Annotated in this window: 28 protein-coding genes; 17 read left to right on the top strand and 11 right to left on the bottom strand. The window is 32.0% G+C overall.

The features are described 5' to 3' along the window. Nucleotides 1–167 precede the first annotated feature (167 nt). Nucleotides 168–332, top strand: a complete 165-nt coding sequence (locus CN925_RS21230; protein ID WP_180232854.1) for a hypothetical protein — start codon at nt 168–170, stop codon at nt 330–332. An 82-nt stretch (nt 333–414) separates the two neighbouring features. Here CN925_RS21230 and CN925_RS06320 read toward each other — a convergent pair whose 3' ends face one another. Continuing rightward, nucleotides 415–813 (bottom strand): thiol-disulfide oxidoreductase DCC family protein, encoded by a 399-nt coding sequence (locus CN925_RS06320; protein WP_098845405.1) that lies wholly within the window; start codon nt 811–813, stop codon nt 415–417. A gap of 17 nt (nt 814–830) precedes the next feature. Next, nucleotides 831–1,208 (bottom strand): globin domain-containing protein, encoded by a 378-nt coding sequence (locus CN925_RS06315; protein ID WP_483295168.1) that lies wholly within the window; start codon nt 1,206–1,208, stop codon nt 831–833. Between the two features lie 379 nt (nt 1,209–1,587). Here CN925_RS06315 and CN925_RS06310 point away from each other — a divergent pair, with 379 nt between their 5' ends. Beyond that, on the top strand, nt 1,588–2,826 hold the full coding sequence (locus tag CN925_RS06310; RefSeq protein WP_098845404.1) for a DNA polymerase IV: 1,239 nt from the start codon (nt 1,588–1,590) through the stop codon (nt 2,824–2,826). Between the two features lie 112 nt (nt 2,827–2,938). Here the strand turns inward: CN925_RS06310 and CN925_RS06305 are convergent, their stop codons facing one another. Next, entirely contained in the window at nt 2,939–3,619 is a 681-nt protein-coding gene (locus tag CN925_RS06305) for an N-acetylmuramoyl-L-alanine amidase family protein (protein WP_180232873.1), read from the bottom strand. Nucleotides 3,620–3,985: 366 nt separating this feature from the next. Here CN925_RS06305 and CN925_RS06300 point away from each other — a divergent pair, with 366 nt between their 5' ends. Then, nucleotides 3,986–4,567: a chromate transporter gene (locus CN925_RS06300; protein WP_098845403.1), complete on the top strand. Its 582-nt coding sequence runs from the start codon at nt 3,986–3,988 to the stop codon at nt 4,565–4,567. Continuing rightward, entirely contained in the window at nt 4,564–5,091 is a 528-nt protein-coding gene (locus CN925_RS06295) for a chromate transporter (protein WP_098845402.1), read from the top strand. The genes CN925_RS06300 and CN925_RS06295 overlap by 4 nt, the downstream gene beginning before the upstream one ends. Before the next feature lie 18 nt (nt 5,092–5,109). On the opposite strand, the gene CN925_RS06290 is transcribed toward CN925_RS06295, so the two are convergent. After that, a complete protein-coding gene (locus CN925_RS06290; RefSeq protein WP_098845401.1) occupies nt 5,110–5,529 on the bottom strand; it encodes an SET domain-containing protein in 420 nt (139 codons plus the stop codon). A 239-nt stretch (nt 5,530–5,768) separates the two neighbouring features. On the opposite strand from CN925_RS06290, the gene CN925_RS06285 reads away from it, so the two are divergent. The 3 genes from CN925_RS06285 (at nt 5,769) to CN925_RS06275 (ending at nt 7,865) form a co-directional block, all read left to right on the top strand. Further along, nucleotides 5,769–6,266 carry a hypothetical protein gene (locus CN925_RS06285; protein ID WP_098845400.1) on the top strand — a complete coding sequence of 166 codons (498 nt, stop codon included), beginning with the start codon at nt 5,769–5,771 and terminating at the stop codon, nt 6,264–6,266. Between the two features lie 183 nt (nt 6,267–6,449). Continuing rightward, the gene (locus tag CN925_RS06280; RefSeq protein WP_098845399.1) at nt 6,450–7,214 is read left to right on the top strand and encodes a MerR family transcriptional regulator; all 765 of its coding nucleotides are present in this window, start codon (nt 6,450–6,452) and stop codon (nt 7,212–7,214) included. A 273-nt stretch (nt 7,215–7,487) separates the two neighbouring features. Continuing rightward, complete coding sequence (locus tag CN925_RS06275) at nt 7,488–7,865, top strand: hypothetical protein (RefSeq protein ID WP_098845398.1); 378 nt, start codon at nt 7,488–7,490, stop codon at nt 7,863–7,865. A gap of 164 nt (nt 7,866–8,029) precedes the next feature. Here the strand turns inward: CN925_RS06275 and CN925_RS06270 are convergent, their stop codons facing one another. Then, complete coding sequence (locus CN925_RS06270) at nt 8,030–8,950, bottom strand: NAD(P)/FAD-dependent oxidoreductase (RefSeq protein ID WP_098845397.1); 921 nt, start codon at nt 8,948–8,950, stop codon at nt 8,030–8,032. 189 nt (nt 8,951–9,139) lie between these two features. Here CN925_RS06270 and CN925_RS06265 point away from each other — a divergent pair, with 189 nt between their 5' ends. Together CN925_RS06265 and CN925_RS06260 are read left to right on the top strand one after the other, a co-directional pair. Continuing rightward, the gene (locus tag CN925_RS06265) at nt 9,140–10,063 is read left to right on the top strand and encodes a DMT family transporter (protein ID WP_098845396.1); all 924 of its coding nucleotides are present in this window, start codon (nt 9,140–9,142) and stop codon (nt 10,061–10,063) included. A gap of 78 nt (nt 10,064–10,141) precedes the next feature. Then, entirely contained in the window at nt 10,142–11,005 is an 864-nt protein-coding gene (locus CN925_RS06260; protein ID WP_098845395.1) for an AraC family transcriptional regulator, read from the top strand. A 72-nt stretch (nt 11,006–11,077) separates the two neighbouring features. Here CN925_RS06260 and CN925_RS06255 read toward each other — a convergent pair whose 3' ends face one another. Continuing rightward, the gene (locus CN925_RS06255; RefSeq protein ID WP_098845394.1) at nt 11,078–12,019 is read right to left on the bottom strand and encodes a Gfo/Idh/MocA family protein; all 942 of its coding nucleotides are present in this window, start codon (nt 12,017–12,019) and stop codon (nt 11,078–11,080) included. A gap of 226 nt (nt 12,020–12,245) precedes the next feature. Between CN925_RS06255 and CN925_RS21225 the strand changes: the two genes are divergently transcribed. Beyond that, nucleotides 12,246–12,410 carry a hypothetical protein gene (locus tag CN925_RS21225; RefSeq protein ID WP_180232872.1) on the top strand — a complete coding sequence of 55 codons (165 nt, stop codon included), beginning with the start codon at nt 12,246–12,248 and terminating at the stop codon, nt 12,408–12,410. A 265-nt stretch (nt 12,411–12,675) separates the two neighbouring features. Here the strand turns inward: CN925_RS21225 and CN925_RS06250 are convergent, their stop codons facing one another. The 3 genes from CN925_RS06250 to CN925_RS06240 all read right to left on the bottom strand — a co-directional run bounded on the left by CN925_RS06250 (nt 12,676) and on the right by CN925_RS06240 (nt 14,994). Next, entirely contained in the window at nt 12,676–13,287 is a 612-nt protein-coding gene (locus CN925_RS06250; protein WP_098845393.1) for a DsbA family oxidoreductase, read from the bottom strand. 133 nt (nt 13,288–13,420) lie between these two features. After that, a complete protein-coding gene (locus tag CN925_RS06245) occupies nt 13,421–13,804 on the bottom strand; it encodes a hypothetical protein (RefSeq protein WP_098845392.1) in 384 nt (127 codons plus the stop codon). 74 nt (nt 13,805–13,878) lie between these two features. After that, a complete protein-coding gene (locus CN925_RS06240; RefSeq protein ID WP_098845391.1) occupies nt 13,879–14,994 on the bottom strand; it encodes a BMP family lipoprotein in 1,116 nt (371 codons plus the stop codon). A 147-nt stretch (nt 14,995–15,141) separates the two neighbouring features. On the opposite strand from CN925_RS06240, the gene rnz reads away from it, so the two are divergent. The 5 genes from rnz (at nt 15,142) to cbpA (ending at nt 19,201) form a co-directional block, all read left to right on the top strand. After that, nucleotides 15,142–16,068, top strand: coding sequence for a ribonuclease Z (gene rnz, locus CN925_RS06235; RefSeq protein ID WP_098845390.1), 927 nt, complete (start codon nt 15,142–15,144; stop codon nt 16,066–16,068). 101 nt (nt 16,069–16,169) lie between these two features. Further along, on the top strand, nt 16,170–16,922 hold the full coding sequence (locus CN925_RS06230; RefSeq protein ID WP_098845389.1) for a polysaccharide deacetylase family protein: 753 nt from the start codon (nt 16,170–16,172) through the stop codon (nt 16,920–16,922). A gap of 155 nt (nt 16,923–17,077) precedes the next feature. Continuing rightward, a complete protein-coding gene (locus CN925_RS06225) occupies nt 17,078–17,407 on the top strand; it encodes a lmo0954 family membrane protein (protein WP_098845388.1) in 330 nt (109 codons plus the stop codon). Nucleotides 17,408–17,422: 15 nt separating this feature from the next. Next, nucleotides 17,423–18,064, top strand: a complete 642-nt coding sequence (locus CN925_RS06220; protein ID WP_098845387.1) for a PspA/IM30 family protein — start codon at nt 17,423–17,425, stop codon at nt 18,062–18,064. Nucleotides 18,065–18,553: 489 nt separating this feature from the next. Further along, entirely contained in the window at nt 18,554–19,201 is a 648-nt protein-coding gene (gene cbpA, locus CN925_RS06215; protein WP_098845386.1) for a cyclic di-AMP binding protein CbpA, read from the top strand. Between the two features lie 94 nt (nt 19,202–19,295). Here cbpA and CN925_RS06210 read toward each other — a convergent pair whose 3' ends face one another. After that, on the bottom strand, nt 19,296–19,544 hold the full coding sequence (locus tag CN925_RS06210) for a hypothetical protein (RefSeq protein WP_098845385.1): 249 nt from the start codon (nt 19,542–19,544) through the stop codon (nt 19,296–19,298). A 76-nt stretch (nt 19,545–19,620) separates the two neighbouring features. Next, complete coding sequence (gene proC, locus CN925_RS06205) at nt 19,621–20,460, bottom strand: pyrroline-5-carboxylate reductase (RefSeq protein WP_098845384.1); 840 nt, start codon at nt 20,458–20,460, stop codon at nt 19,621–19,623. A gap of 304 nt (nt 20,461–20,764) precedes the next feature. On the opposite strand from proC, the gene CN925_RS06200 reads away from it, so the two are divergent. Both CN925_RS06200 and CN925_RS06195 read left to right on the top strand, forming a co-directional pair. Then, nucleotides 20,765–21,745 (top strand): MBL fold metallo-hydrolase, encoded by a 981-nt coding sequence (locus tag CN925_RS06200; protein ID WP_098845383.1) that lies wholly within the window; start codon nt 20,765–20,767, stop codon nt 21,743–21,745. 15 nt (nt 21,746–21,760) lie between these two features. Continuing rightward, nucleotides 21,761–22,549, top strand: coding sequence for an SDR family NAD(P)-dependent oxidoreductase (locus CN925_RS06195; RefSeq protein WP_098845382.1), 789 nt, complete (start codon nt 21,761–21,763; stop codon nt 22,547–22,549). Nucleotides 22,550–22,741: the final 192 nt, after the last annotated feature.

Below are 22,741 nucleotides of genomic sequence, written 5' to 3'. Positions count from 1 at the left end.
ATATAAAATTTAGTGTTAAATAAAAATAAAATTCTAATAAATAAGTAAATTAGAAAATATTACTGGAATTTTTTAGGGAAAAACTAAATAAAAAAATAGAGAAATACAAAAAGATATCTAATCATTAATAGATAGGAAGATTTTATTCCTGAGAGGATGGTCAGATTTTGAAAAATAAAGGTGCTGGTATTGGAGGAATCGTTTTTGTAGGCTGTATGTTTCTAGGCGGAGGAATTGGAAGTTTATTACATGAATCTCACTCGGGTTGGCTTATTGGGATGGGTGCTGGATTTATAGGGCTCGCTTTAACAAGATTTCTAATAAAAAGTTAATTTTAAGGATCTGGAAGTAAACTTAAAAAGAACCACAAGGAAAAATGATAACCTTGGGGTTCTTTTCGTTTGAGGAGGCCTTTTATAAATAAAATCGATCCCTAATTTCCTTTGATGGAATCATACACGATTCGTTTTTTCCAAAGAATCTAAGGCGATTTCTTGCGATTAGTCTATATAAATAGTCACGTATTGTTGGTGGGATTATGATAAAGGCATAGAAAAATTTTGGCCAACCATCTAATCTTTTTGCAATTGAAAGTGCAGCAGAAGATTCAATTTTTATGCTTCCATTTTGTACTACAATAATTGAATCAATTGAACTAAGCTCGGGATGATCCTTCCTAAGCTTTTCGCCAAATGTGGATTGTAGCGCGGCAAAATGAAAATAACCTTTTTTGTCATGTTTAATAATAAACTTAACAGCTCCATTGCATAAAATACATTCACCATCAAATAAAATAATCGGCCTTTCGCTCATATAATATCCCCTAAAGATTATTCATTGTTCACCATATGATAAGCAACATTTCTTAAATGTTGTAATAACGGTTCTTTAATTTCTTCATCTAAATCAACATCATCCATAGCTTTTCCCATGCAATCTAACCAGTCATGGGCTAATTCAATTGTTATTGGAAAAGGCAAATGACGCGCACGCATTCTTGGATGACCACGTTCCATACTATAATATTGTGGTCCACCTAAAAACTGTGTTAAAAATAGTTTTTGTTTACGTGCTGTTTCCTCCCAGTCACCAGGAAATATTGGTGCAAGTCTCTCATGTTTTGAAACATATGAATAAAAAGTATCCACTAGCTCTTCTAATTTTTCTTTTCCTATATAATCATACATTGATTGATTTTCGTTACTCAAAAGAAAATACCTCCATTAATTTCAAAAAATACAATTTAGATAGGTTTATTTTATCTCTTTTTGGACTTTATGAGAAGTAAATAGGACTTAGAGTGAAAGGATTCATATTGAACGAAATAGCTTTTATACATTTTAAAGGAGGTTCACCGTTTAACGATATCCCTTCTAATTTATATTGGATTCTCTAACAACGCCTTTTTCTACACTTTTTGAATGAAGAATTTTTTAATTTTACTTTGCATACCTTTTTTTCTTTTATACAAAAACGTTTATAATAATTAGATATTAGTTTTAGATAAAATAAGTTTTAACTATATATAGCACACAAGTAAATTGGAATTTAAAAAAATGATATTATATTAGTATAGGAGGTGTAGCAATGAATCAATGGGCACCAAAGAGCGGAAGAGTCATTTTACATGTTGATATGAATTCATTTTTTGCTTCGGTTGAAATAGCGAATGATCCATCATTAAAAGGTAAACCTGTAGTTGTGGCTGGCAATGAAAAAGAGCGCAGGGGAATTATCGTAACGGCAAGTTATGAAGCTCGAGCTTATGGAATTCGGGCAACAATGCCATTATGGGAAGCGCGAAAAAAATGTCCGGAGATGATTGTGAAAACTCCAAATTTTGAAGCTTACCGTAAAGTCTCAAGGCAAATATTTGAAAAATTAGGGGCAATAAGTCCTAAGATTGAAGTGGCATCAATTGATGAAGGATATATTGATATAACCGATTGTGATGAAAATTTAGGACATCCGATTAAAATAGCTGAATTGATTCAGTCTATGTTGTTAAAAGATCTAGACATGCCTTGCAGTATCGGTATTGGTCCAAATAAATTTCTTGCGAAAACAGCCTCAGATATGAAAAAACCACTTGGAATTACTGTACTCCGTAAAAGAGATGTTCCTTCTATTTTATGGCCTAGAAAAGTAGGAGAGATGCATGGTATTGGTAAGAAAACTGAAGAAAAGTTAAATGAAATTGGCATTATTACTATAGAAGATTTGGCAAAAAGTAATGAAAAACAAGTAATGGAATTATTAGGTGTAAATGGTAAATCTTTAAGAAATAAAGCTAATGGAATAGATGAGAGAGAAGTAGATCCAAGTCGTATGCTTTCACATAAGACAATTGGGCAATCAACAACATTTTCTTTTGATGTTTTTGAGGAACCAATGATTGCAGAAAAATTTGAAGCTCTATCTAAACGTGTAGCGGATCGTTTAATTAAGAAAGGTTTAGTTGCAGACACTGTGACAATTACACTTCGATTTAGTGACCGAAAAACAATCAATCGTAGTAAAAAACTTACTACTCCTGTACAACAAGCTAACGAAATTTTTAAAGAAGCTTTTGATCTATGGAAAAGAAATTGGAACGGAGAACCATTACGTTTAATTGGAGTAACTGCATCACAATTAAATCCAAAAGATGAAATATCAAAGCAATTGGATCTATTTTCTTTTGAAAAGGATGCCAAACACGAACCACTGTTTGAAACATTACATAAATTGCAACATAAATATGGCGAACAAGTTATTAGTTTAGGGAGGCAAAAAAAGAAAATTGACTCAAATAATATTTTAGATATATTGAAATCTATTGAGTAAATTGCAGCTGAGCTTTTAGTCGAAGGTCTTTTTTAGTTGACTATTGTTTTGTTTTGAACGAAAAAAAGACGGTCTATGAATTAGACAGTCTTCAAATCGTTAATCTAACCGTTTAAACTTTTTCGATAATAATTTTTGTTGCTGTTGGAAGATGTTGTTCTACTGCATTTAGTACATTTTGATCATCTTGATATGCTCCAATTTGTACTCCGTCTACGATTACTCTATGCATGTCAGATTTAGCCTTTGCTGTTAAGTTAAATGCTTTTACTAATCCATTTACATGGCCTTGAGCTACTTTTTGACGCCAATTTGGGTCTTTCAGTTTTGCTGCATCACTAGCATTATCGATAAATCCATTTTCTGTCAGAATCGCTGGCATATTTGATTCACGTAATACATGAAAATTAGCTTTCTTTTTACCCCGATCGGTTAGACCATTAAGCTTAACGATTTCTGCATGTAAATCGTTTCGATACTTAGCTGAAGTAGACGTATCTGACAAACTATCATGGATATAATCCTCATAACCAGACGCTGATGTATTAAATGAGTTGATATGAACAGATAAAAAGTAGCTAGCGCCCCATGAGTTTGCATCGTTAGTACGTTCAGATAAAGAACGATCTGTATCGGTAGATCTGCTCATTCTAACTTCAACATCATTATAGTTTTTTAATAAGTCTCTTATTCGTAATGCGATATCTAAAGTTAAGTCTTTTTCTTTTAAACCATTTCCTACCGCACCTGAATCAGAGCCACCGTGCCCTGGATCTAAAAAAAGTTTCAACATTAATTTATCCCTCCTATGATAATGTATTCAAAGTATCTTTCGTTGAAATGGACATGCATCTAATATGTATATAACGAAAATGAAGATATTTAGTTGAATTAGACATTAATTCTAATAGATTCTTTTATTAGATTGATAGTTTAGTAGGGAGGATACTAAACTATAATCGAATGTAAAGATAAGGACAGTTTGTTTTCCAATGAATCGATTGCAATTGAGCCAAGAAGGAAATGACAGTTTAAAATGAAACAAATGCCAACGTAATAAAGGGTGAGAAAAAATCATAACATAAGATTATTCCGGCATTTTTAACAAAAAATAAAGGACGTTGTAGCATGTTGGTAAATTTGAAAAGGACTTGATTGAATGAAACAATTAGAAATATTCATCGCGTTTTTTCGAAGTAGTATTTTAGGATATGGTGGGGGACCATCAACGATTCCTCTACTTTATAAAGAAGTCGTCGATACGTATAAATGGATGAAAGACGAGGAGTTTTCTGAAATATTAGCAATTGGTAATATGCTCCCAGGTCCAATCAATACTAAATTAGCAGGTTATATCGGATATCGTATTGGTGGTATACTCGGAATGCTTAATGCAATCATTGCTTCGATCTTACCGACAATTTTTTTAATGATTATACTTTTAACATCATTATCGTCTTTTAAAGAGATTAAATGGGTAAATGGGATGAAGGAATCAATTGTACCAGTTGTGGGAGTAATGTTAGGTGTATTAACATGGCAATTCTATCAAAGTTCAAAAAAAGGGTTGAAAACACCAACAATATTAATTCACTTAGTTATTGGTCTGTTTCTAATTCAATTTTTACACATACACCCGGCGATCATAATAGGTAGTTTATTACTATTTGCAATCTTCCAACCAGTAAAAGCAACTTCCTCTAATGAACAGCAGACGAGGAAGGGGAGTACAAACGAATGATTTATTGGAAATTATTTCTTTCATTCCTTATAACGAATCTTTTAGGTTATGGTGGTGGGCCTGCTACGATCCCATTAATTCAAAATGATGTTGTTACACAAAAACATTGGTTAACTCAGCAAGAATTTCATGAAGCATTTGCAATGGGGAATGCCTTACCAGGGCCAATTGCCACAAAAATGGCTGGCTATATTGGATATAAAATTGGAGGAATCTTTGGTTCATTCATCGCAGTCTTTGCAACTGTATTTCCTTCTTTATTACTAATGATTTTATTAATTGGATTACTTTATAAAAATCGGAACTCAATTCGAGTGAAGAGAATGACTGCATATGTAAAACCGACAATTGTTGTACTGTTAGGCCTTCTGACATATCAATCTTTTTATGATTCGTTTCACCAAATTGGGGCATTCCAAGTAATTTTTATTGCAGTTTGTACATTTTTCTTAATGGAAAAATTTAAAATTCATCCGGCTTTTGTAGTACTCGGTGCATTAATTTATGGTGCCATCAATCTTTAAAAAAGAAAAAGAAACCAATTATTTGGTTTCTTTTTCCTTTTCCTTGCTCATAACTTCTTCATAATCTTTATTAAACCAAAGTGGATCCATATTATCTACTTCACCATTATAATTAATCAAAATTTCTTCACCAGCTTTTATGTCTTTGTAAGCATAAAAATCAAATGTGTGATTATCAAAGTTGATATCGTAAGTAGCATTTGCATCATAAGAATGGTTAAATAGCATTCCATATCCTAAAAGAATAGCTGAATGATTAATGCCATATTCGAATGCGTAGTCTGCTAATAAGGTTTTCTCAATATGTTCATGTTCCTCGTTCGGGTAAGAAATAACTGGCGCCTCGTGTATTAGCTCACCTTTTGCAATATCACGTGTTGCAAAGACACCTCGATTAAATTCACCATCACTCAACGTAGAAGTTTTAATTTCAATCATAATTACACCTATAATTCTCTCTAAAGTCTTATAGATAGTTTGCCACTATTTTAGAGATAAATCAATTTTTTTATCTAATTAGCCGTTATTTAAATAAAAGTGCGCCTCTTTTTTGATCTGAAGAAGTAGTAAAAATAGGACTAGTCTACGTTTTGATGAAATTTTAAAAAACTAAGTATATATTTCGCCAAAACATCAAATTATAAAATTGTTATACACATATAGGGAGGCAGAATATAATGAAATTTTTTTATAAGATTATGATTTTATTGATTGTAATGTCTTCTATTCTTCCAGGAACTAAGCAGGTAAATGCAAACAAAAAGGAATTTTTGCGTATTGAAGGATATAAGCCAAACCAAACTGTAAAACAAATTCCTTATTTAACTGATATTTTCCAGGTTTCGACGAATCAGATCTTAGTAACTTTTGATTCACAAGTTGATATTAATTTAGGGACAAAAGCATCATTTTATTGGATTCAAAGTTTATCTGATACAATCCCTACAGGTATTGCATCACTTGGAAGCAAAAGTCAATTTAATGCAAGGAATGCTTTATCAACTAATCAAGTTACAATTACAAAGGTACAAGGTGATAACAATTCATTCTTGTTCACTTTTAAACAAGAAATACCTTCAAATAAGCGATTTAAACTAGCAGTTCGTCATTTACACGCTCCCGGTGGAAAACCATTTGGTGGTACAAATGGTATGAAGGAATTTACAGGAAAATAATAATATTGTAGTTTGTCTAAACGATGAAATCCCCTAACAGAGGGGATTTTTTTGTCTTGTAAGATAGAATGATATCAAAAGATAATGAAACCTTCTCAAAAAAAATTCTAAAAAAAAGTAAGGATGGAATTGACCTTAACGTAGCGTAAAGGTGTAATGTAAAGATGTCAGGAGGTTATCGTAATGGAATATACAGTACAAAAGCTTGGACTTCTAGCAGGAATTAGCACTAGGACTTTAAGATATTATGATGAGATTGGGATTCTTAAGCCGGCAAGAATTAACTCATCAGGATATCGGATTTATGGGCAAGCGGAAGTAGATCGCTTACAACAAATCTTATTTTTTAGAGAACTAGGTATGAATTTAGAAAACATTAAAGAAATTATTACATCACCTGATTTTAATAGTGCCAAGGCGTTAAAAGAGCATAGAGAACAGCTTCTTGATAAAAGAAAGCAATTGGATTTATTAATTTCAAATGTTGAAAAGTCAATTGCTCAAACAGAAGGGAGAATGAAAATGTCAAATAAAGAAAAATTTGAAGGCTTTAAGAAAGATATGATCGAAGAAAATGAAAAAAAATACGGAAAAGAAGTACGTGGAAAATACGGAGATGAAGCTATTAATAAAGCAAATCAAAAAGTAATGAACATGACAGAAGAAGAGCATAAAGAAGTAACGAGACTGGCTGATGAATTAGCAAAAACATTAGCTGAAGCAGTTAAAACGGGTGATCCATCAAGTGAAATTGCACAAAAAGCAGCTGATTTGCATAAACAATGGTTAACATTTTATTGGGATCAATATAGTAAAGAAGCGCACGCTGGTTTAGCTCAAATGTATGTAGACGATGAACGCTTTAAAGCACACTACGATAAAGAACAACATGGCACTGCTGAATTTTTAAGAGATGCAATTCATATTTACACGGATTTTAAAAAATAATCTAAAGATGGTGTACTTAGACTAGTTCTAAGTACACTTTTTTTGTTAGTGATGAAATGTAATTAGATTAGAACTTAGTAGACTTTTTTATTTTTATGGAAAAAAATAGTAAATATTCACCTAGATTTGGTATAATAATTTTCATGATTAATTAATTGATCTTAATTTCAAATAGAAGTATTATAAATTTTTAAATAATGGAATGTTTATGTACAATATAGGTAAGAATTTGATTTAAATAATTCAATTTTTTAAACTAAGGATGTACTAAAAATGGAAGAACAATTTATACCGAGGAAAGAGCGACATAAAAAGCGCATTTTTAAAAAGCGTCAAAATACTGAGCGTGAAAAAATAAAATTTAGTACTTATATATTAAGTATATTTTATTATTTTTTATTATTTTTAATTTTTAATCTTGTACAATTTTATCTATTTCATCATGTTCATCACGCCATTAAATCACTTGGGAGTTTTGATTTAGCTAGAGCAATCATCTCAGGATTAATTTATTTACTATGTATTATTTGTATAGAAGATACTTTTAGACGATATCGAATGCCATCAACTTTTATTCGAATATTGATACCAATTGTAGTGTTTATTTTGGCAATCGTCACGATGTATACTTTAATTACTGTATTTTTCTAAAATCAATTTTAAGCAAAGCCAAAAGGTATTATGTCATTAAATGATGTAATACTTTTTTTGTTTAACTTCAATACAAACTAAAAAATGATTGAGGTTAATTGGGAATTTTTTGCTTGTGCTGTGTAAAGATTAAAAAGATTCAATTGCTATTCTTTGAAAGTTGTTTATGAATCTTTTTCACTCATTTCTAATAATCTCTTTTGAATCCAAACAGCAGCTTGGGTACCATCACCCATGGCTATTGTGACTTGTTGAGAATGGGCTACTAGATCACCAGCTGCCCAGACATTTGGGATGTTCGTCTCCTTTGTACGTGGGTCTACAATAACATGTTTATTATTTAAAAGATTTACGCCTAGTTGGATAGCGAGATTATTTTGTACTTCGTTTCCATCAAAACCAATAAAAGCTCGGTCGCCATAAACTATTTCACCACTTTGTAAACAAATTCCTTTAAAAGTGGAATCGTCTTCTTTTAGTACTTCCTTAACTTTTTCTTCTCGGTAGGCTATACCCATTTTTTGTAGTCGGACATATAATTTGGAATCAAGTTCAGGTCCGTCGTGATTTATATAAGTTATTTGCTTTGACCAATAAGCTAATGTTATTGCAAGATTTGCACCAACATGACCAGTTCCAAGTATTAAAACACTTTTATTTAAAATTTCATATCCATCACAGTCTGGACAGACAAAAATTGTCGATCCAAGACAATCGACTAGGTTTTTAATTTGTGGAATTTGATCAATTAGTCCAGTTGCTAGTAAGATTGTTTTAGAAGAATAAGATTTTCCTGTTTTCGTCTCAATTAAGAATTGATTGTTTACGATTTGTATACGGATTACTTTATCTTCGGTAAATGATACACCATATTTTTTTGCATGAGTTCTTCCTAATTGTCTTAGCTCTTTTCCACTTATACTATTTGGCCAACCTAAAATATTACGATATGATTTACATAATGTTGAACGCCCATAATTTGAGTCAATAACAAGTACATTCCTATTGTATCTACCAAGCTGAATGGATGCTTGTAAACCTGCGAATCCTCCCCCTATTATGATACATTCATATAATTCATTCATAGATCTGTCTCCTAAATCAATTAATACAACATCATATATGTTCAATTTTTCCAATTAACCATTTTCTAAACACAATTTCACAATTAATCTAATTATAGGCAAAGATTTTTGATTGATATATTCTGATTATTTAGGTACGATTCTTCTATTAACTTAAATTGGTTTGTTGTTTTTGTGGAGGGAGTAAAAATGGGTGCAGAAAAGATCGCTTTAACAAATTCTAGAACGAAAGGTATTATTCTCGTATTAACTTCAGCAATATTATGGGGAATATCTGGGACTGTTGCACAATTTGTGTTTCAAAGAAATCATTTTAGTCCTGAATGGTTAGTCGTTATTCGATTATTGTTTTCAGGAATTATTCTTCTAATTTTTGCTAGAATGAAAGAAAAGAGGAATATAATAGATATTTGGAAGGATAAGAAGGATATATTAAGTTTATTGTTTTTTAGTATTTTAGGGATGTTAGCAGTTCAATATACATACTTCGCCGCAATAAAAGCTTCAAATGCTGCTACAGCTACAATTTTACAATATTTGGCACCTGTCATTATTACATGCTACTTAGCAATCCGTTTCAAGAAAATGCCTACTAGTAAAGAAGTACTGGCTGTCATTTTAGCGCTTGCGGGGACATTTTTGTTGGTAACACATGGAACGATTAAAGGATTGACCATTACAAGATGGGCATTGTTTTGGGGGCTAGCCTCAGCTTTTGCTTTAGCATTTTATTCAATACAGCCTCAAAATCTTTTGAAAAAATTTGGGTCAACAATTGTAGTCGGTTGGGGAATGTTATTAGGTGGAATTTGTTTTAGCTTCATTCATTCACCTTTTAATTTCCAAGGTCATTGGTCGATGAGTGCATATTTCGCAGTAATCTTTATTGTTATTTTTGGAACGTTGATTGCTTTTTACTGCTATTTAGAGAGTTTAAAGTATATTAATGCCTCTGAATCTAGTTTACTTGCTTGTGTGGAGCCATTATCTGCAGCTGTACTATCTGTAATTTGGTTAAAAGTAAATTTTGAAATGATAGATTGGATCGGAAGCTTTTGTATTATTAGTACAATTGTTATTTTATCAATGGCTGATCGAAAAGAGACTAATTAATAATCTGTCACTAAAGAGCATAAAAAGACAGGACTGAATAATCCTACTTTGTTAGGATGTCATTAAGGGAGGAGTTACATGACCTGGGTTGAATCTTTACAAAAGGCAATTGATTATATAGAGGATAATTTATTAAATGAGTTAACGATTGAAGAAATTTCCAAACAAGCTAACTCATCTGTTTTTCATTTTCAGCGAATATTTTCAATTTTAACTGATATTAATGTCGCTGAATATATAAGAAGACGAAGGTTGACGCTAGCGGCAAATGAATTAACAACTACTGATCTTAAAATAATTGATATTGCCTTGAAGTATCGTTATGACTCTCCTGAAGCTTTTTCAAAAGCGTTTCGAAGACAGCATGATGTAACACCAAGTGAAGCAAGAAAATTTATTGGTAATCTAAAATCATATAACCGCCTCGTTATTCAGGTGAGTTTGAAGGGAGCAGAACCAATGCAATTTAATATTGTTGAAAAAAATGCTTTTCAAGTAGTTGGGGTGAAAAAAGAGTTTTCTTATTTAAATGATCAACAACAGCAATTGATTCCTAAAATGTGGGAAGAGGTTAATAAGAATGGTACGAGTGACCGTTTGTACGAAATTAATAATGGTAACATTAAAGGTGTTTTAGGTGTTTGTATGATGAGCGAGGAACAAAAATCAAAAAATCTGCTAGAATATTGGGTTGCAACTGAATACGAAGGAGTTGCACCAGAAGGTTTTTATCATCATGAAATTCCTGCATCAAAATGGGCTGTATTTGGTGTTCACGGAGCAATGCCACATGCAATGCAATCGGCATGGAAGAAGATTTTTTCGGAATGGTTTCCTTCAAGTGGTTATTCTCACGCAGGAATTCCAGAGTTTGAACTTTATCCAGAAGGAAATCCATTTAGTGAAGATTATTATACTGAAATTTGGATTCCGGTAAAATAAAACCAATCTTTTAAAAATGTTATGAAAGGTGCTTCTTTATTAAGAGAGCACCTTTTTCCTTTATGTATAAATTTAACCTCTTAAAGCTTCTAATACTACTTGTGCGTTATAGCCATGAGAGAAATCTATAATTGTTGCTTCTTCACCTTTTAGACCTTTTACTAAATGATCAATTAAAGAATCTCCTAGAGATTGATCTGCTTCTATTTGCCTAATTGGCTCGCCGATCTTTCCGCCTTCTAAATTAGCCCAGTTTACTAATGAAAGAGTTCCTTTAGAACCATATGCTGTAAATTTAATTTCTTCATCACCTGCAATTTGGCTTAACCCATCTATTAATACAGGAGTGCCATCTTCTAATTCTAAAAGGGCGATAATTCCATTTTCAGATGAAATAGGGTCAGCGGGATATTGAATTTGTTTCGTTTTGACTTTCATATTACCAAAGATCTTTTGAATTTGTTGAATATAATGAACACCAACCTCTAGTACATAACCTCCTTGTTCTTTTGTAGCAACCCATTCATTTTGTTGCCATAATCTTGGCCAATTTGGAAACCGCATCTTTAACTCGATTCTTCTTAAGTCACCAACATATCCTGATTGAATAAGGCTAGCAAAAGATTTACTACCAACATTGTAATTTAATGGAAAGTTCATAGCATGAAAAATACCTTTTTCTTTAGCTTGAGTATAAAGTCTTAGCGCTTCATCCGTAGAATTTGCTAAAGGTTTTTCACAAAGTACATTCATTCCTTTTGCGATTACATCCGTTACGACCGAATAGTGATATTTTGGAGGTACTGTAACATAAACGAGGTCAAGTTCAGCATTTTCAAGCATTTCAAGATGATTTGTAAATGTTAAAACGGATTCTAATTGGCTACTTGTTTCTTGAACTCTTTTTTCTAATGTGTCACATATTGCGACTATTTTTGTTTCTTGGTGGTTTGAAAATAAAGGAATTAATCTTTGGGCAATCGCGCCAAGACCAATAATACCAACTTTTATCATGAGAAAAACACCTTTCGAAATAGATTTATATGGTAATTATAGTAAGAAAAATTAAATAATTAAAGAAATAGGTATCCTGTTCTTAGCGTAAGATAGTTGATGAGTTACAAATTGCTCATATGAAATTAGTTTTTGAGTAAAAAGTTTTGTGAATTACCAATTTTAAAAAGGGATTTTCGACACAAAAAGAGAATATGATTCAATGATAATTAATGGAGGTGACATAATGGAGAAGAAGCCGTTGTATTATGATGGTAGTGGGGACGGAGGAAAATTTATTCAATCAGAAGTTGTAAAAAAGCAAACGAGTATTGTATCTGAAGTAAGAAAAAATTTAACTGGTAACCCGTTTGTGATCGATTGGAGTTTAGTTAAAGTAGTAGAGAAATGATTTGTTATTTTGTTCTTTATTAAGAATTTCATCTTATCTAAAATGGGTTATCTTAATCCATTTGCTTGGTTTTTGATAATCCATTTTGAAGATTTATCGATTTGAACGTAAAGTGCTAGTTAAGTTTTCCAAATCAAGCTTGTTGAATCTGAAGTCCTGTTGTTTTATCCAGGGAAATGTAACAATCCTTTAGAAAACAAAAAAGGATTTCCCATAATTTAAAAAAACTAAAAGGGAATCCTTTTTGATTAAAGGTTAAAGGTTATTAACAGTTTCCATCAATATCGCAGCTTAATGAAGACTGTTCAACTAGTTTTTGGTTGTTTAAAGCTTGAATAAATGCTTCTTTACTTTGAACACCCTGTAAAACTTGATCACCAATGATGAAAGTTGGTACTGCATTAATAAAATTAGGGTTTTGGATGGATGAATCATACTTTGTATTCGATACAGCTTCGATGAATTTAGCACGGTCTAAGCCAAGTTTTTCAGCGATATCTGCAAGTACGTTTACATCACCAATTTCTTTGCCTTTTGTCCAAAAGTCTGCTAATACAGCTTGAGCATATTCTGCGCCTTTTCCATTTTCCTCTGCGAATAAAAAGCCTCTATGAGCTTTTTTAGTTGAAGGATGGGGATCCATCGTTGGTAAAATCATCTCAACACCAAGTTTTTGCGCTAGTGGTTGAACGCCAAATTTCCATCCTTGTTGGATATAAGAACTATTTGGACTTAATGGTTCAGCTCCCTCAGGTCTTAATTGGAATGGTTTCCATTCAAGCTCTACACCGTTAACTTCCTTAAGAGCATCCTCGAGTGGTTTTTTTCCTAAATAGCAAAACGGACATACATAGTCCGAATAAATTGTAACTTTCATTATGAAACCTCCTAGATCAATTAAAGAAAGTATAAACAAAATTAGAACTAAATCTCAATTTATTAGCTTCGAATTGATGAAAATTATTAAAATAACTAATTGACAAGTAAAAAAAGAAATAGAGCATAGGGCCCTATTTCTTAAAATCATTGTTAGATTGATCATTAGGAGGTGGATTCGTTCCGATTCTTGCTGTGTTAAAATCAGCAAATGAGTTTAAAAAATATTTTCTTCTTAATAGTAAAACGGCTAGTAGTAAAAGACCACAGATTGATGTGAAAATCATGCCAGTAAGTAATCCACCTATATACATGAATGTATCCATTTTTGATGTAAATAGTGACCAAACTAAAATAGAAAGGATTCCGTCCGCTAAAACAAGGGCAAGCGATACTACTAAATACGGTAAAAATTGTCCAGTTTCTTTTGTTTTCTTTGAAGCATACTTATACCCGATTGGTACAGATAAAAAAATGATAAAACAATAGAAGAGTAATATGAAATCTCGAATTGACATAGTATCACACCTAACTTTTTTTGTTGGTACTATACTATATGCAGAATATTCATATTATTGGACAAGATTTTTTTTTATTTACCAATTTTTACTTTTTTCTTTTTAATTTCTCCCTTTTCAGGTTTTGTAGGAGAGAAGTTATCAAAATCTTCTTTTGTTTCTGGTACTTCGATATGTCCTGTTCTTATATTTGCTTTATATAAATCAATTTGTTCTTTTGTGTCTTTATTTAAATTCTTAGAGGTTTTTGCAAGATCAACGCCATTTTCTTTTATGCCCCATCTCAAAATGCGCCCACCTTGGAAGTTCCCTTTTAATTTTTTTGTGATAACTTCATCTACACCTTTATCAATTCGTTTAATTGCTGATGTTAAAGTGACATTTTCCGGTAATCCTTGTTTATATTGATCCCGGTCAACACCAATTACCCAAACCTTTTTACCATTTTTCTTTAATTTTTTGGCTTCAGTAAATACACCTAATCCTGTTTTTCCTGCTACTTGGAAAATGATATCAACACCCTTTTCATTGTATAAGGCTTTTGCTAACTTACTTCCATCAGCAGGTTTATTAAATGAATCTGCAAATTTGGTCAATACTTTTATTTTTGGATCGACGGACATAACACCTGCTTTAAATCCATATTCAAATTTTTTTAAAAATTTATCTTTTGTACCACCTATAAATCCAATTTTATGAGTTTTTGTGTTCATTGCTGCTGCAACACCAGCGAGGAATGCTGATTGTTCTTCACGATAAATAACACTTACAACATTTGGTTTTTCAACAATCCCGTCAATTATGACAAAGTCGGATTTTTTTGCTTTACTTGCAACTTCAGAGATAGCTTTTTGAAATGAATAACCGACTCCAAATGTTAAATCATAATTTTTCTTTGCATACTTCAATAATTCTTTTTTTGCTGCTTTGTCTGTTTTGATATCCGTTTTTACATAATTTTTATTTTCCTGCCAATCATGTTTCTTGCCAGTTTTTTTTATTCCATCCCAAACTGCTTGGTTAAATCCTTTATCATTTATTTCAGTTTTCCCCATAACAATTCCAATTTTAAAATCTTTTTCTTTTTCTTTCTCTGACGCACTTATATTATTATTTTGACTAGTACAGCTGGTCAATGTAAGGCTGGCAATTAATGAAATCGTGGCGATTTGGAAAAAACGTCTTCGCATTGTTTTCCTCCATATAATATATTTAAAAAACTAAACTCTATTGTGTAAATTTCCCAATCAATTCATAAATCATTCTTCAAAGTGTTGGCAATTTACGATACAAGTGGTACTGTAACAATTAGAAATGATTAAGATGGAGGCATTAAGGTGAAGCTTGTATTTTTAGGAACGGGAGCAGGAATGCCATCAAAGGGTAGGAATGTAACAAGTATTGCGTTACAGCTTTTAGAGGAAAGAGGTGCGACTTGGCTTTTCGATTGTGGTGAAGCAACACAGCACCAAATATTACATACATCAATTAGGCCACGACGAATCGAAAAAATTTTTATTACACATTGCCATGGCGATCATATCTTTGGATTGCCTGGATTATTAAGTAGCAGAACTTTTTTAGGCGGAGAAGATTTATTAACAATTTATGGACCTAAAGGATTAAAGGATTTTGTAGAGACTAGTTTTAAAATTAGTGGTACTTATTTGAAATATCCAATTCAATATGTTGAAACGTCTGAAGGGATCATTTTTGAAGATGACCAATTTATTGTTCAAGCAGTAGAACTTGAACATGGAATTCAATCATTTGGTTATCAAATTATTGAAAAGGATTTACCTGGAGAATTGAATGTAGAGGAATTAAAGAAGATTGGTGTAAAACCCGGACCAGTTTATAAATTCTTAAAAGAGGGGAAAACAGTAACCTTAGAAGATGGAAGAGTGTTAAATGGTAACGATTTTATTGGACCTTCAAAAAAAGGACGACGCATTGCAATAGCAGGGGATACTCGTATAACAGATAAAAGTAAATTGCTTGCAAGTGGTATGGATGTATTAGTTCATGAATCAACCTTTGCACATGATGAAACTACTCTTGCATATGATTATTTCCATACGACAAGTACTCAAATTGCAAATGTTGCTAAATGCGAGGGAATTAAAACCCTCTATTTAACTCATATAAGTGCAAGATATCAAGGAGACGCTTCAAAGAAATTATTAGATGAAGCACGTCAAATATTTGCTCATACATTTATAGCGAATGATTTCGATGAATACGAAATCACCAGAAACGATTAAATTAATATTTCGGTTAAATACAGTGCAATTAAAAGTTGAGAAGTGTACATAAAAGAATAGTTTAGAGACATGATATAAATATTCTGTGTAAAAGGAAGGTCATGGCTTTGAAACTGCTAAAAGTTATCCTTTTATTTATTTTTAGTTTTCAATTTATTTTTTACGGTACAAATAATGCATCAGCTGAAAGTAAAAATCGATATTATTACGAAAAACAAGGTACTGCTATTTGGGAGGTACCAGTAAAAGAGAAAGTAATCGCAATTACATTTGATGATGGGCCAAATGCTGAATACACCCCAGAAGTTTTAGACTTATTAAAGAAGTATAATGCCAAAGCGACATTTTTTTTAGTAGGTGAGCGAGTTGCGAAATTTCCCGAAGTAGTAAAAAGAGAAATAGAAGAAGGTCATGAAGTTGCAAATCATACATATACGCATGCTAGACTACAGTATTTAACTGATGAACAAATAAGAGATCAATTACATAAAACGCACGATGCTATTATCGCTGCAACTCATGTCTCACCTGTATTATTTAGACCTCCATTTGGATACTATAGTGAGCGGTCAATAAATACTGTGCACGATCTTGGCTATTTAACGGTTATGTGGTCTTGGCATCAAGATACATTTGATTGGAAAAATCCTGGAGTATTTAAAATTGTCTCAAATGTATTAAAAGATACTAGAAAAGGAGATATTATTCTTTTTCATGATCACGGAGGAGACCGTAGTCAAACAATCGAAGCACTAAAACAAATCTTACCGGCTCTTCAAAAGCAAGGCTACCAGTTTGTAACGGTATCTCAACTAATACAATTAAAAGCCGGAGTTAAACTTCTTAATTTCTAGTCAAAACCAGATCAATGGATTATCCAAATGATCTGGTTTTTTTGTTCTTGTTTATCTACTACTTAAGTCTGATAGAAAACCATTCCTCAGGCCATTATTCCGATATAAAAACTTGTATAAGATAAGAGTATAAGTTGAAAGGAGGCGACGAGGTCATGAAGAAGTTCTTAACTTTTATCCTCGTACTAATATTAATTGGAGTTGCTTTAGCGAATTTAGGTGGCTTGATTACTTTAGCACTTGGGTTAATCATCACATATTTCAGTTTTAAAAAGTTTATGAAAACAGATTCGTTGTTTATGAAAATCATCTGGACAATTATTGGATTAATCGGCTTAACGATTGCAATAAGTGGTCTTCCTTCTTTAATAGGTGCAGCAGCAGCAATTTTGCTTTATTACCTATATAAAGATTATAACAATCAAAAAAAACTTAAAGATGATGAATTTAATATTTATGATGAAAATTTCAACCCTATAAAATAAGAGGAGTGTATAACTATGAAAAACTTATTTACTCGTATTAAAAATCAAATCTCAGCGGATTTACATGGCTTATTAGATGAAAAAGAACAACAAAATCCAATCTCACAATTGAATTACTTCATTAAACAATCTGAAAGTGAATTAGGAAAAGTAAGGGGATTACTAGAAAGACATTATTCACTACGTACGAAATTCCAAGTGGAACGCGAGGGTGCACTTCAAATGGTGCAAAAACGTGAAGAACAATTAAAGATCGCAAATGAAGCTGGTGCCGAAGAACTAATCAAACGTGCAACTGAAGATCTAGCATTTTATAAAGAACAAGCTGAAAAGTTCGTTACATTAATCGCTAAAACAGAAGAAGAAATTAGCTTTATGCATGAGCAAGTTAATCAAATTGAAAAAAAGTTAAAAGAGCTTCATACGAAAAAATATGACTTAATGTCTCGCCAAAACATGGCTCACGCTACAAAAAAAATAAATGAAACTCACCATTTACTTAATAGTAAAATGCCATCAATTGACTTCAACTACTTTGAAAAACAAATTCGTGATTTAGAGCTAAGAGTTCGTTCGGAATTTGATCTTCAATCATTTGATTACAAAATTGACTTATTAAAAAAAGAACTAACAAATAAAGAAAAGCAAGAAGCATAATCGTATTCGAGAAGAAGAGATCACAAGAATCTCTTCTTTTTTTGTGGATAAGTGGGAAGAAGATAAATGTTGTATAGTTCCGCATGAACAAATTTTCTATATTACTATGATTATTTAGGAATGAATTTCTCTTTTTAAAGTATATATAAGATGTTGACTTTAAATAGTATTGTATAATTGTTAGAAAATTTAGAATTCGTCACAAAACAAAAAAAGGGACATTTTGAGAAAGAGCGAATTATTTATGAAAGGCTTCAGGATTTTTTTAAAATCAGTGTTAATTATTAAGGTAAGATCCGAATGATTCCCACATTAAAAAATCAAAAGATCCTATGTTTAGTAGTGTATAAGGAGGTTTTAGAGTTACGATCTTTGGGATAGCGGCAAAAAATCGAATTTATTTAATGTTAACATTGCTTTTAATCAAATTATCCGACTTATGGAGTTTTTTGCAAATTAGTAAAATAAATTTTGAAAGTAGGGTTATTATTGAGAATTAAAGGTAATATCGTAAAAAAACATGATGTAGTTCACTGTATGGTTTCAACTGAGGCGCAGTTTGCATGGGATCTTTTAAAGAAAACAAAGTATCGATGCATTCCAGTTTTAAGTGAAAACGATAAAGAGTATGTTGGAAATCTTTATCGTGTTGATTTAGCTGAGTATTTAGTAGATAACGATTCTTTGCAAGGTAAAACAGTAAATGATTTTGTTCGCAAAGAATGTCCACCAATACAGGAGGATTCACCATTTTTCAAAGTATTCTTTACGATTAAACGTTTTCCTTATTTAGCAGTTGTAAACGATCTAAATGAATTTGTAGGAATTTTAACGCATAAAACAGTGTTTGAATTATTAGAAGAGGCATGGGGACTGAAGGACGGCGGATACTCATTAACAGTTAGTACGATGGAACATGAAGGTGCATTAGCAAGATTAGCTAAGTTAGTAAATAAATATTCTAATTTGAAGAGCTGCATTACACTAGATAGTGATTCAGTTTATCGAAGAATATTAATTACGTTACCACCAACTATTAGTGAAGATGATTATAATAAGTTGAAAAGAGAGATTATTAAAAAAGAGTTTCATATTATGCATGAAGAAGTGTCAACAAGACATGCCGCTCAAAAATGATTAAAAAAGAAGAGCAAGGGGTCTTTAATTAGTCCCTTACTCTTTTTTTTGTTTTGTCATTTTACATTTAGTAGGCATTTACTCATTTAAACCCTTAATTTTGCTTCTTATGTACTTCATGATTTTCTTTTTTCTTTAATGAATCGAATTTTAATTGTAGGAGAGTTGATACTTTTTGAGGGTAGCTAAGTGGTTTGCCCTTTGCTTCTACCATTGAATTACCAACAACATAACTGATTGTAAGAAAGCCAACAATTAAAACTAATGTAACGATTAAAGCAATTGTGATGAGAATACGCTTAATACTTGCTCGTAATACTCGACTGTTTGTTATTTTCATCAATAAAACTCTCCCCCTTAGGACAACACAGTTACCTGTATCATTTTATTATCTAAAGGAGAGAGTCATGACAAGCTAATTAAATTTTATTAATTTTTTCATATTCCTCTTGGATCTCACGTGATCGAACTGTTGCTTCAATAAAGCAATTTAAAAATGAATTAGCAACTTCACGATCTTCAAGAACGGATATTCCAGCTTGAGTAGTGCCATTTGGGCTTGTAACTTTTTTCCTCAATGTCAATGGAGATTTATTCGTTTCCTGAAGCATAGAAATTGAACCCATTAACGTTTGTTGAATAAATGGTTTGGCAATATCTCGATGGATCCCTAGTGCCATTGCAGCTCGTTCAAATTGTTCGATGACATAATATATATAGGCTGGACCACTACCAAATAATCCAGTCATCGCATGTAATTCGTCTTCTTCAACTTTAGCGACAATCCCAACACGCTCAAATAATCTTTTTGCTATTTGCACTTTTTCAAAAGGTACTTCCTCGGTATAAGCAAGTGCTGTAGCAGATTTTCTAACGAGTGAAGACGTAGTTGGCATTGCACGAACAATATTTAGATTTTCGTTTCCTAGCAACTGTTTAATTGTACTGATAGAAACTCCTGCTATTAAGGATATAATTAATTGTTTTTCATTGAAAAAGCTTTTAATTTGATCAAGAGCGACTGTAACATCTTTAGGCTTCATCGCTAAAAAAACTACACTTGAACCAGAGATTGCTAACTGACGGTTAGTAGTAGCTAATACACCATATTTACTATGTAAACTATCTAAACGTTCTAAATCCTCTCTATTTGTGATTGCAATTTGATCACCTTCAATATATCCACTATCAATTAATCCTGCTATTAATGCTTCTGCGATGCTACCTGCTCCAATAAACGCAACTTTTCCTAGAAACATTACATTCACCTCACCTTTATTGTAATAGATATTTATATTAGAGAAATAAATGTTATATTCCTTGTTGACATATTACTTTTATCTATTTTCTTAAAAATATTTTTAAATAATATTTAGGTTCAGGCAAAATTTAAAGCAGGAAAAGAAGTAAATGGGAAATTTTTTCCTTATTTATCTTTGTGTTCTCTTGCCCTTTCTAGATTCTGATATCAAATTAAAGTAAAATTCTAATCATCTTTGTTTGTATTTTTTTAAATGTATATTAGAATTAACTGTAAGAAGATTCAGATAAGGAGGAATCAGTATGATCCCTGAAAATAAGATTCACCAAATTACACTCCCGGTACCTTATGATATGAATACAGTAAATGTTTTTTTAGTTGAAGGAGATTTATTAACTTTAATTGATACAGGAACGAATACTAAGGATACGTTAGAGGCATTAAAAAGCGAATTAGATAAAATAGGTTATAAATTAGAAGATATTGAACAAGTTGTTTTAACGCATCATCATCCAGACCATGCAGGATTATTAGAAGAGTTTAATGAAGATGTGAAAATTTTAGGTCATGAACGAAATATTCCGTATTTAACTCAAGATCAATCTTTCTTAAATTACTATAATGAGTATTTTATTGAAAATGCAATATTATACGGTGTTCCAGCTGAATATGTTCAAAGAATGCCACGTACGACTGAGAAAATGCCATATACTAGCAAGCGTTCATTAACTCATATTATTGATGAAGGCGATATCATTGACAGTATTTTTGGATTGAAAGTATTGTACACACCTGGTCATGCAACTTCTCATATTTCCTTGATTAGTGAGGATGATGGCATTGCATTTGGAGGAGATTTATTGTTAGATAAGGTTTCGTCTAACCCGATCATTGAGCCACCATTAAATGGTGAAACAAAAAGAGTAAAGCCATTGCTTCAATACAATCAATCTTTACAGAGAATAGCAGAACTTCCTATTAAAAAATTATATACTGGACATGGTGAACCAGTTACAGATATTAAAGGATTAGTAAAAATCAGATTAGAAAAGCAAAAAGCTAGAGCTGAAAAAGTGTATGAAATGATTAAAAAACAACCGTTAACTGCATATGAAGTTTGCCAAATGTTATTTCCAAAGGTTTATCAAAAACAACTTTCACTTACTTTATCTGAAACAATTGGTCAGTTAGACTATCTGGAAAACTTAGGTTTTATTAGTTTAAATGAACGAAATGATGGTATACTTGAGTATAAAACGAATGAGCATTCAGTCAGTCAATAATAGAGGTGGGAATTTTTGAGGTTAAGTAACCAAACGGTAGTCATAACAGGTGCTTCGAGTGGTCTTGGGAAAGATTTGGCCTTAATTGCAGCAAAACAAGGCGCTAATATCGTCTTAATTGCTAGAAGAGAAACAGAGCTAAAAAACTTAAAGGCTAAAATACAAGAAGATTTTCCAGTTAAATGTCATTATTTTGTTGTAGATGTGACAGATGAAAAAGCAGTATATGATGCATTTCACCAAATCGAAGAGCAATTTGATGGAATCGATGTTTTAATAAATAATGCAGGTTTTGGCTTATTTCAAACCGTTGAGCATATGTCTTTTCAAGATATGAAGCAAATGTTCGATGTGAATGTATTTGGCGTTATGATTTGTTCAAAGCTTGCCCTTACGTCTATGAAGCTGAAAGGGAAGGGCCATATTATTAATATCGCTTCTTTAGCTGGTAAAATTGCCACATCGAAGGCTGCAGCATATGCAGCTACTAAGCATGCAGTGCTAGGATTCAGTAATGCTTTGCGACAAGAAGTTGAAAAAGATGGTATCTATATAACGAATATAAATCCAGGTCCGATGGATACACCATTTTTTGAGATTGCAGATGAGTCAGGGGCGTATGCCAAGTCCGTTCGGAAAATGATGCTAGATCCTGAAAAAGTTGCTTCGAAAGTTATCTCTATAATCGGAAATAATGTACATGAAATTGACCTACCTTCATGGATGGGATTTGGAGCTAAACTTTACTCTGTATTCCCTAGAGTTAGTTATTATTTTATGACGAAATTCGGAAATAAAAAATAACAGAAGCTGCTAAATAAAGACAGCTTTGATGATGTTCAAAAAAAGCTTTGAGAGGAATCTTCTCGAAGCTTTTTTATTTAGAGATAATTTCGGTTTTAAATAGAATAGGATTTTATAGGCTAAATAAAGAAAGCTTGATTTTCAGACTGAGACCACAACTTTGTGGTCTTTTTCGTGTTGAAATGAACATTT

It is taken from the genome of Bacillus sp. AFS055030 (assembly GCF_002574545.1).
In the GTDB taxonomy this organism is placed as follows: Bacteria; Bacillota; Bacilli; order Bacillales; family Bacillaceae_G; genus Gottfriedia.
This window is presented reverse-complemented; position numbering and strand designations above follow the sequence as displayed.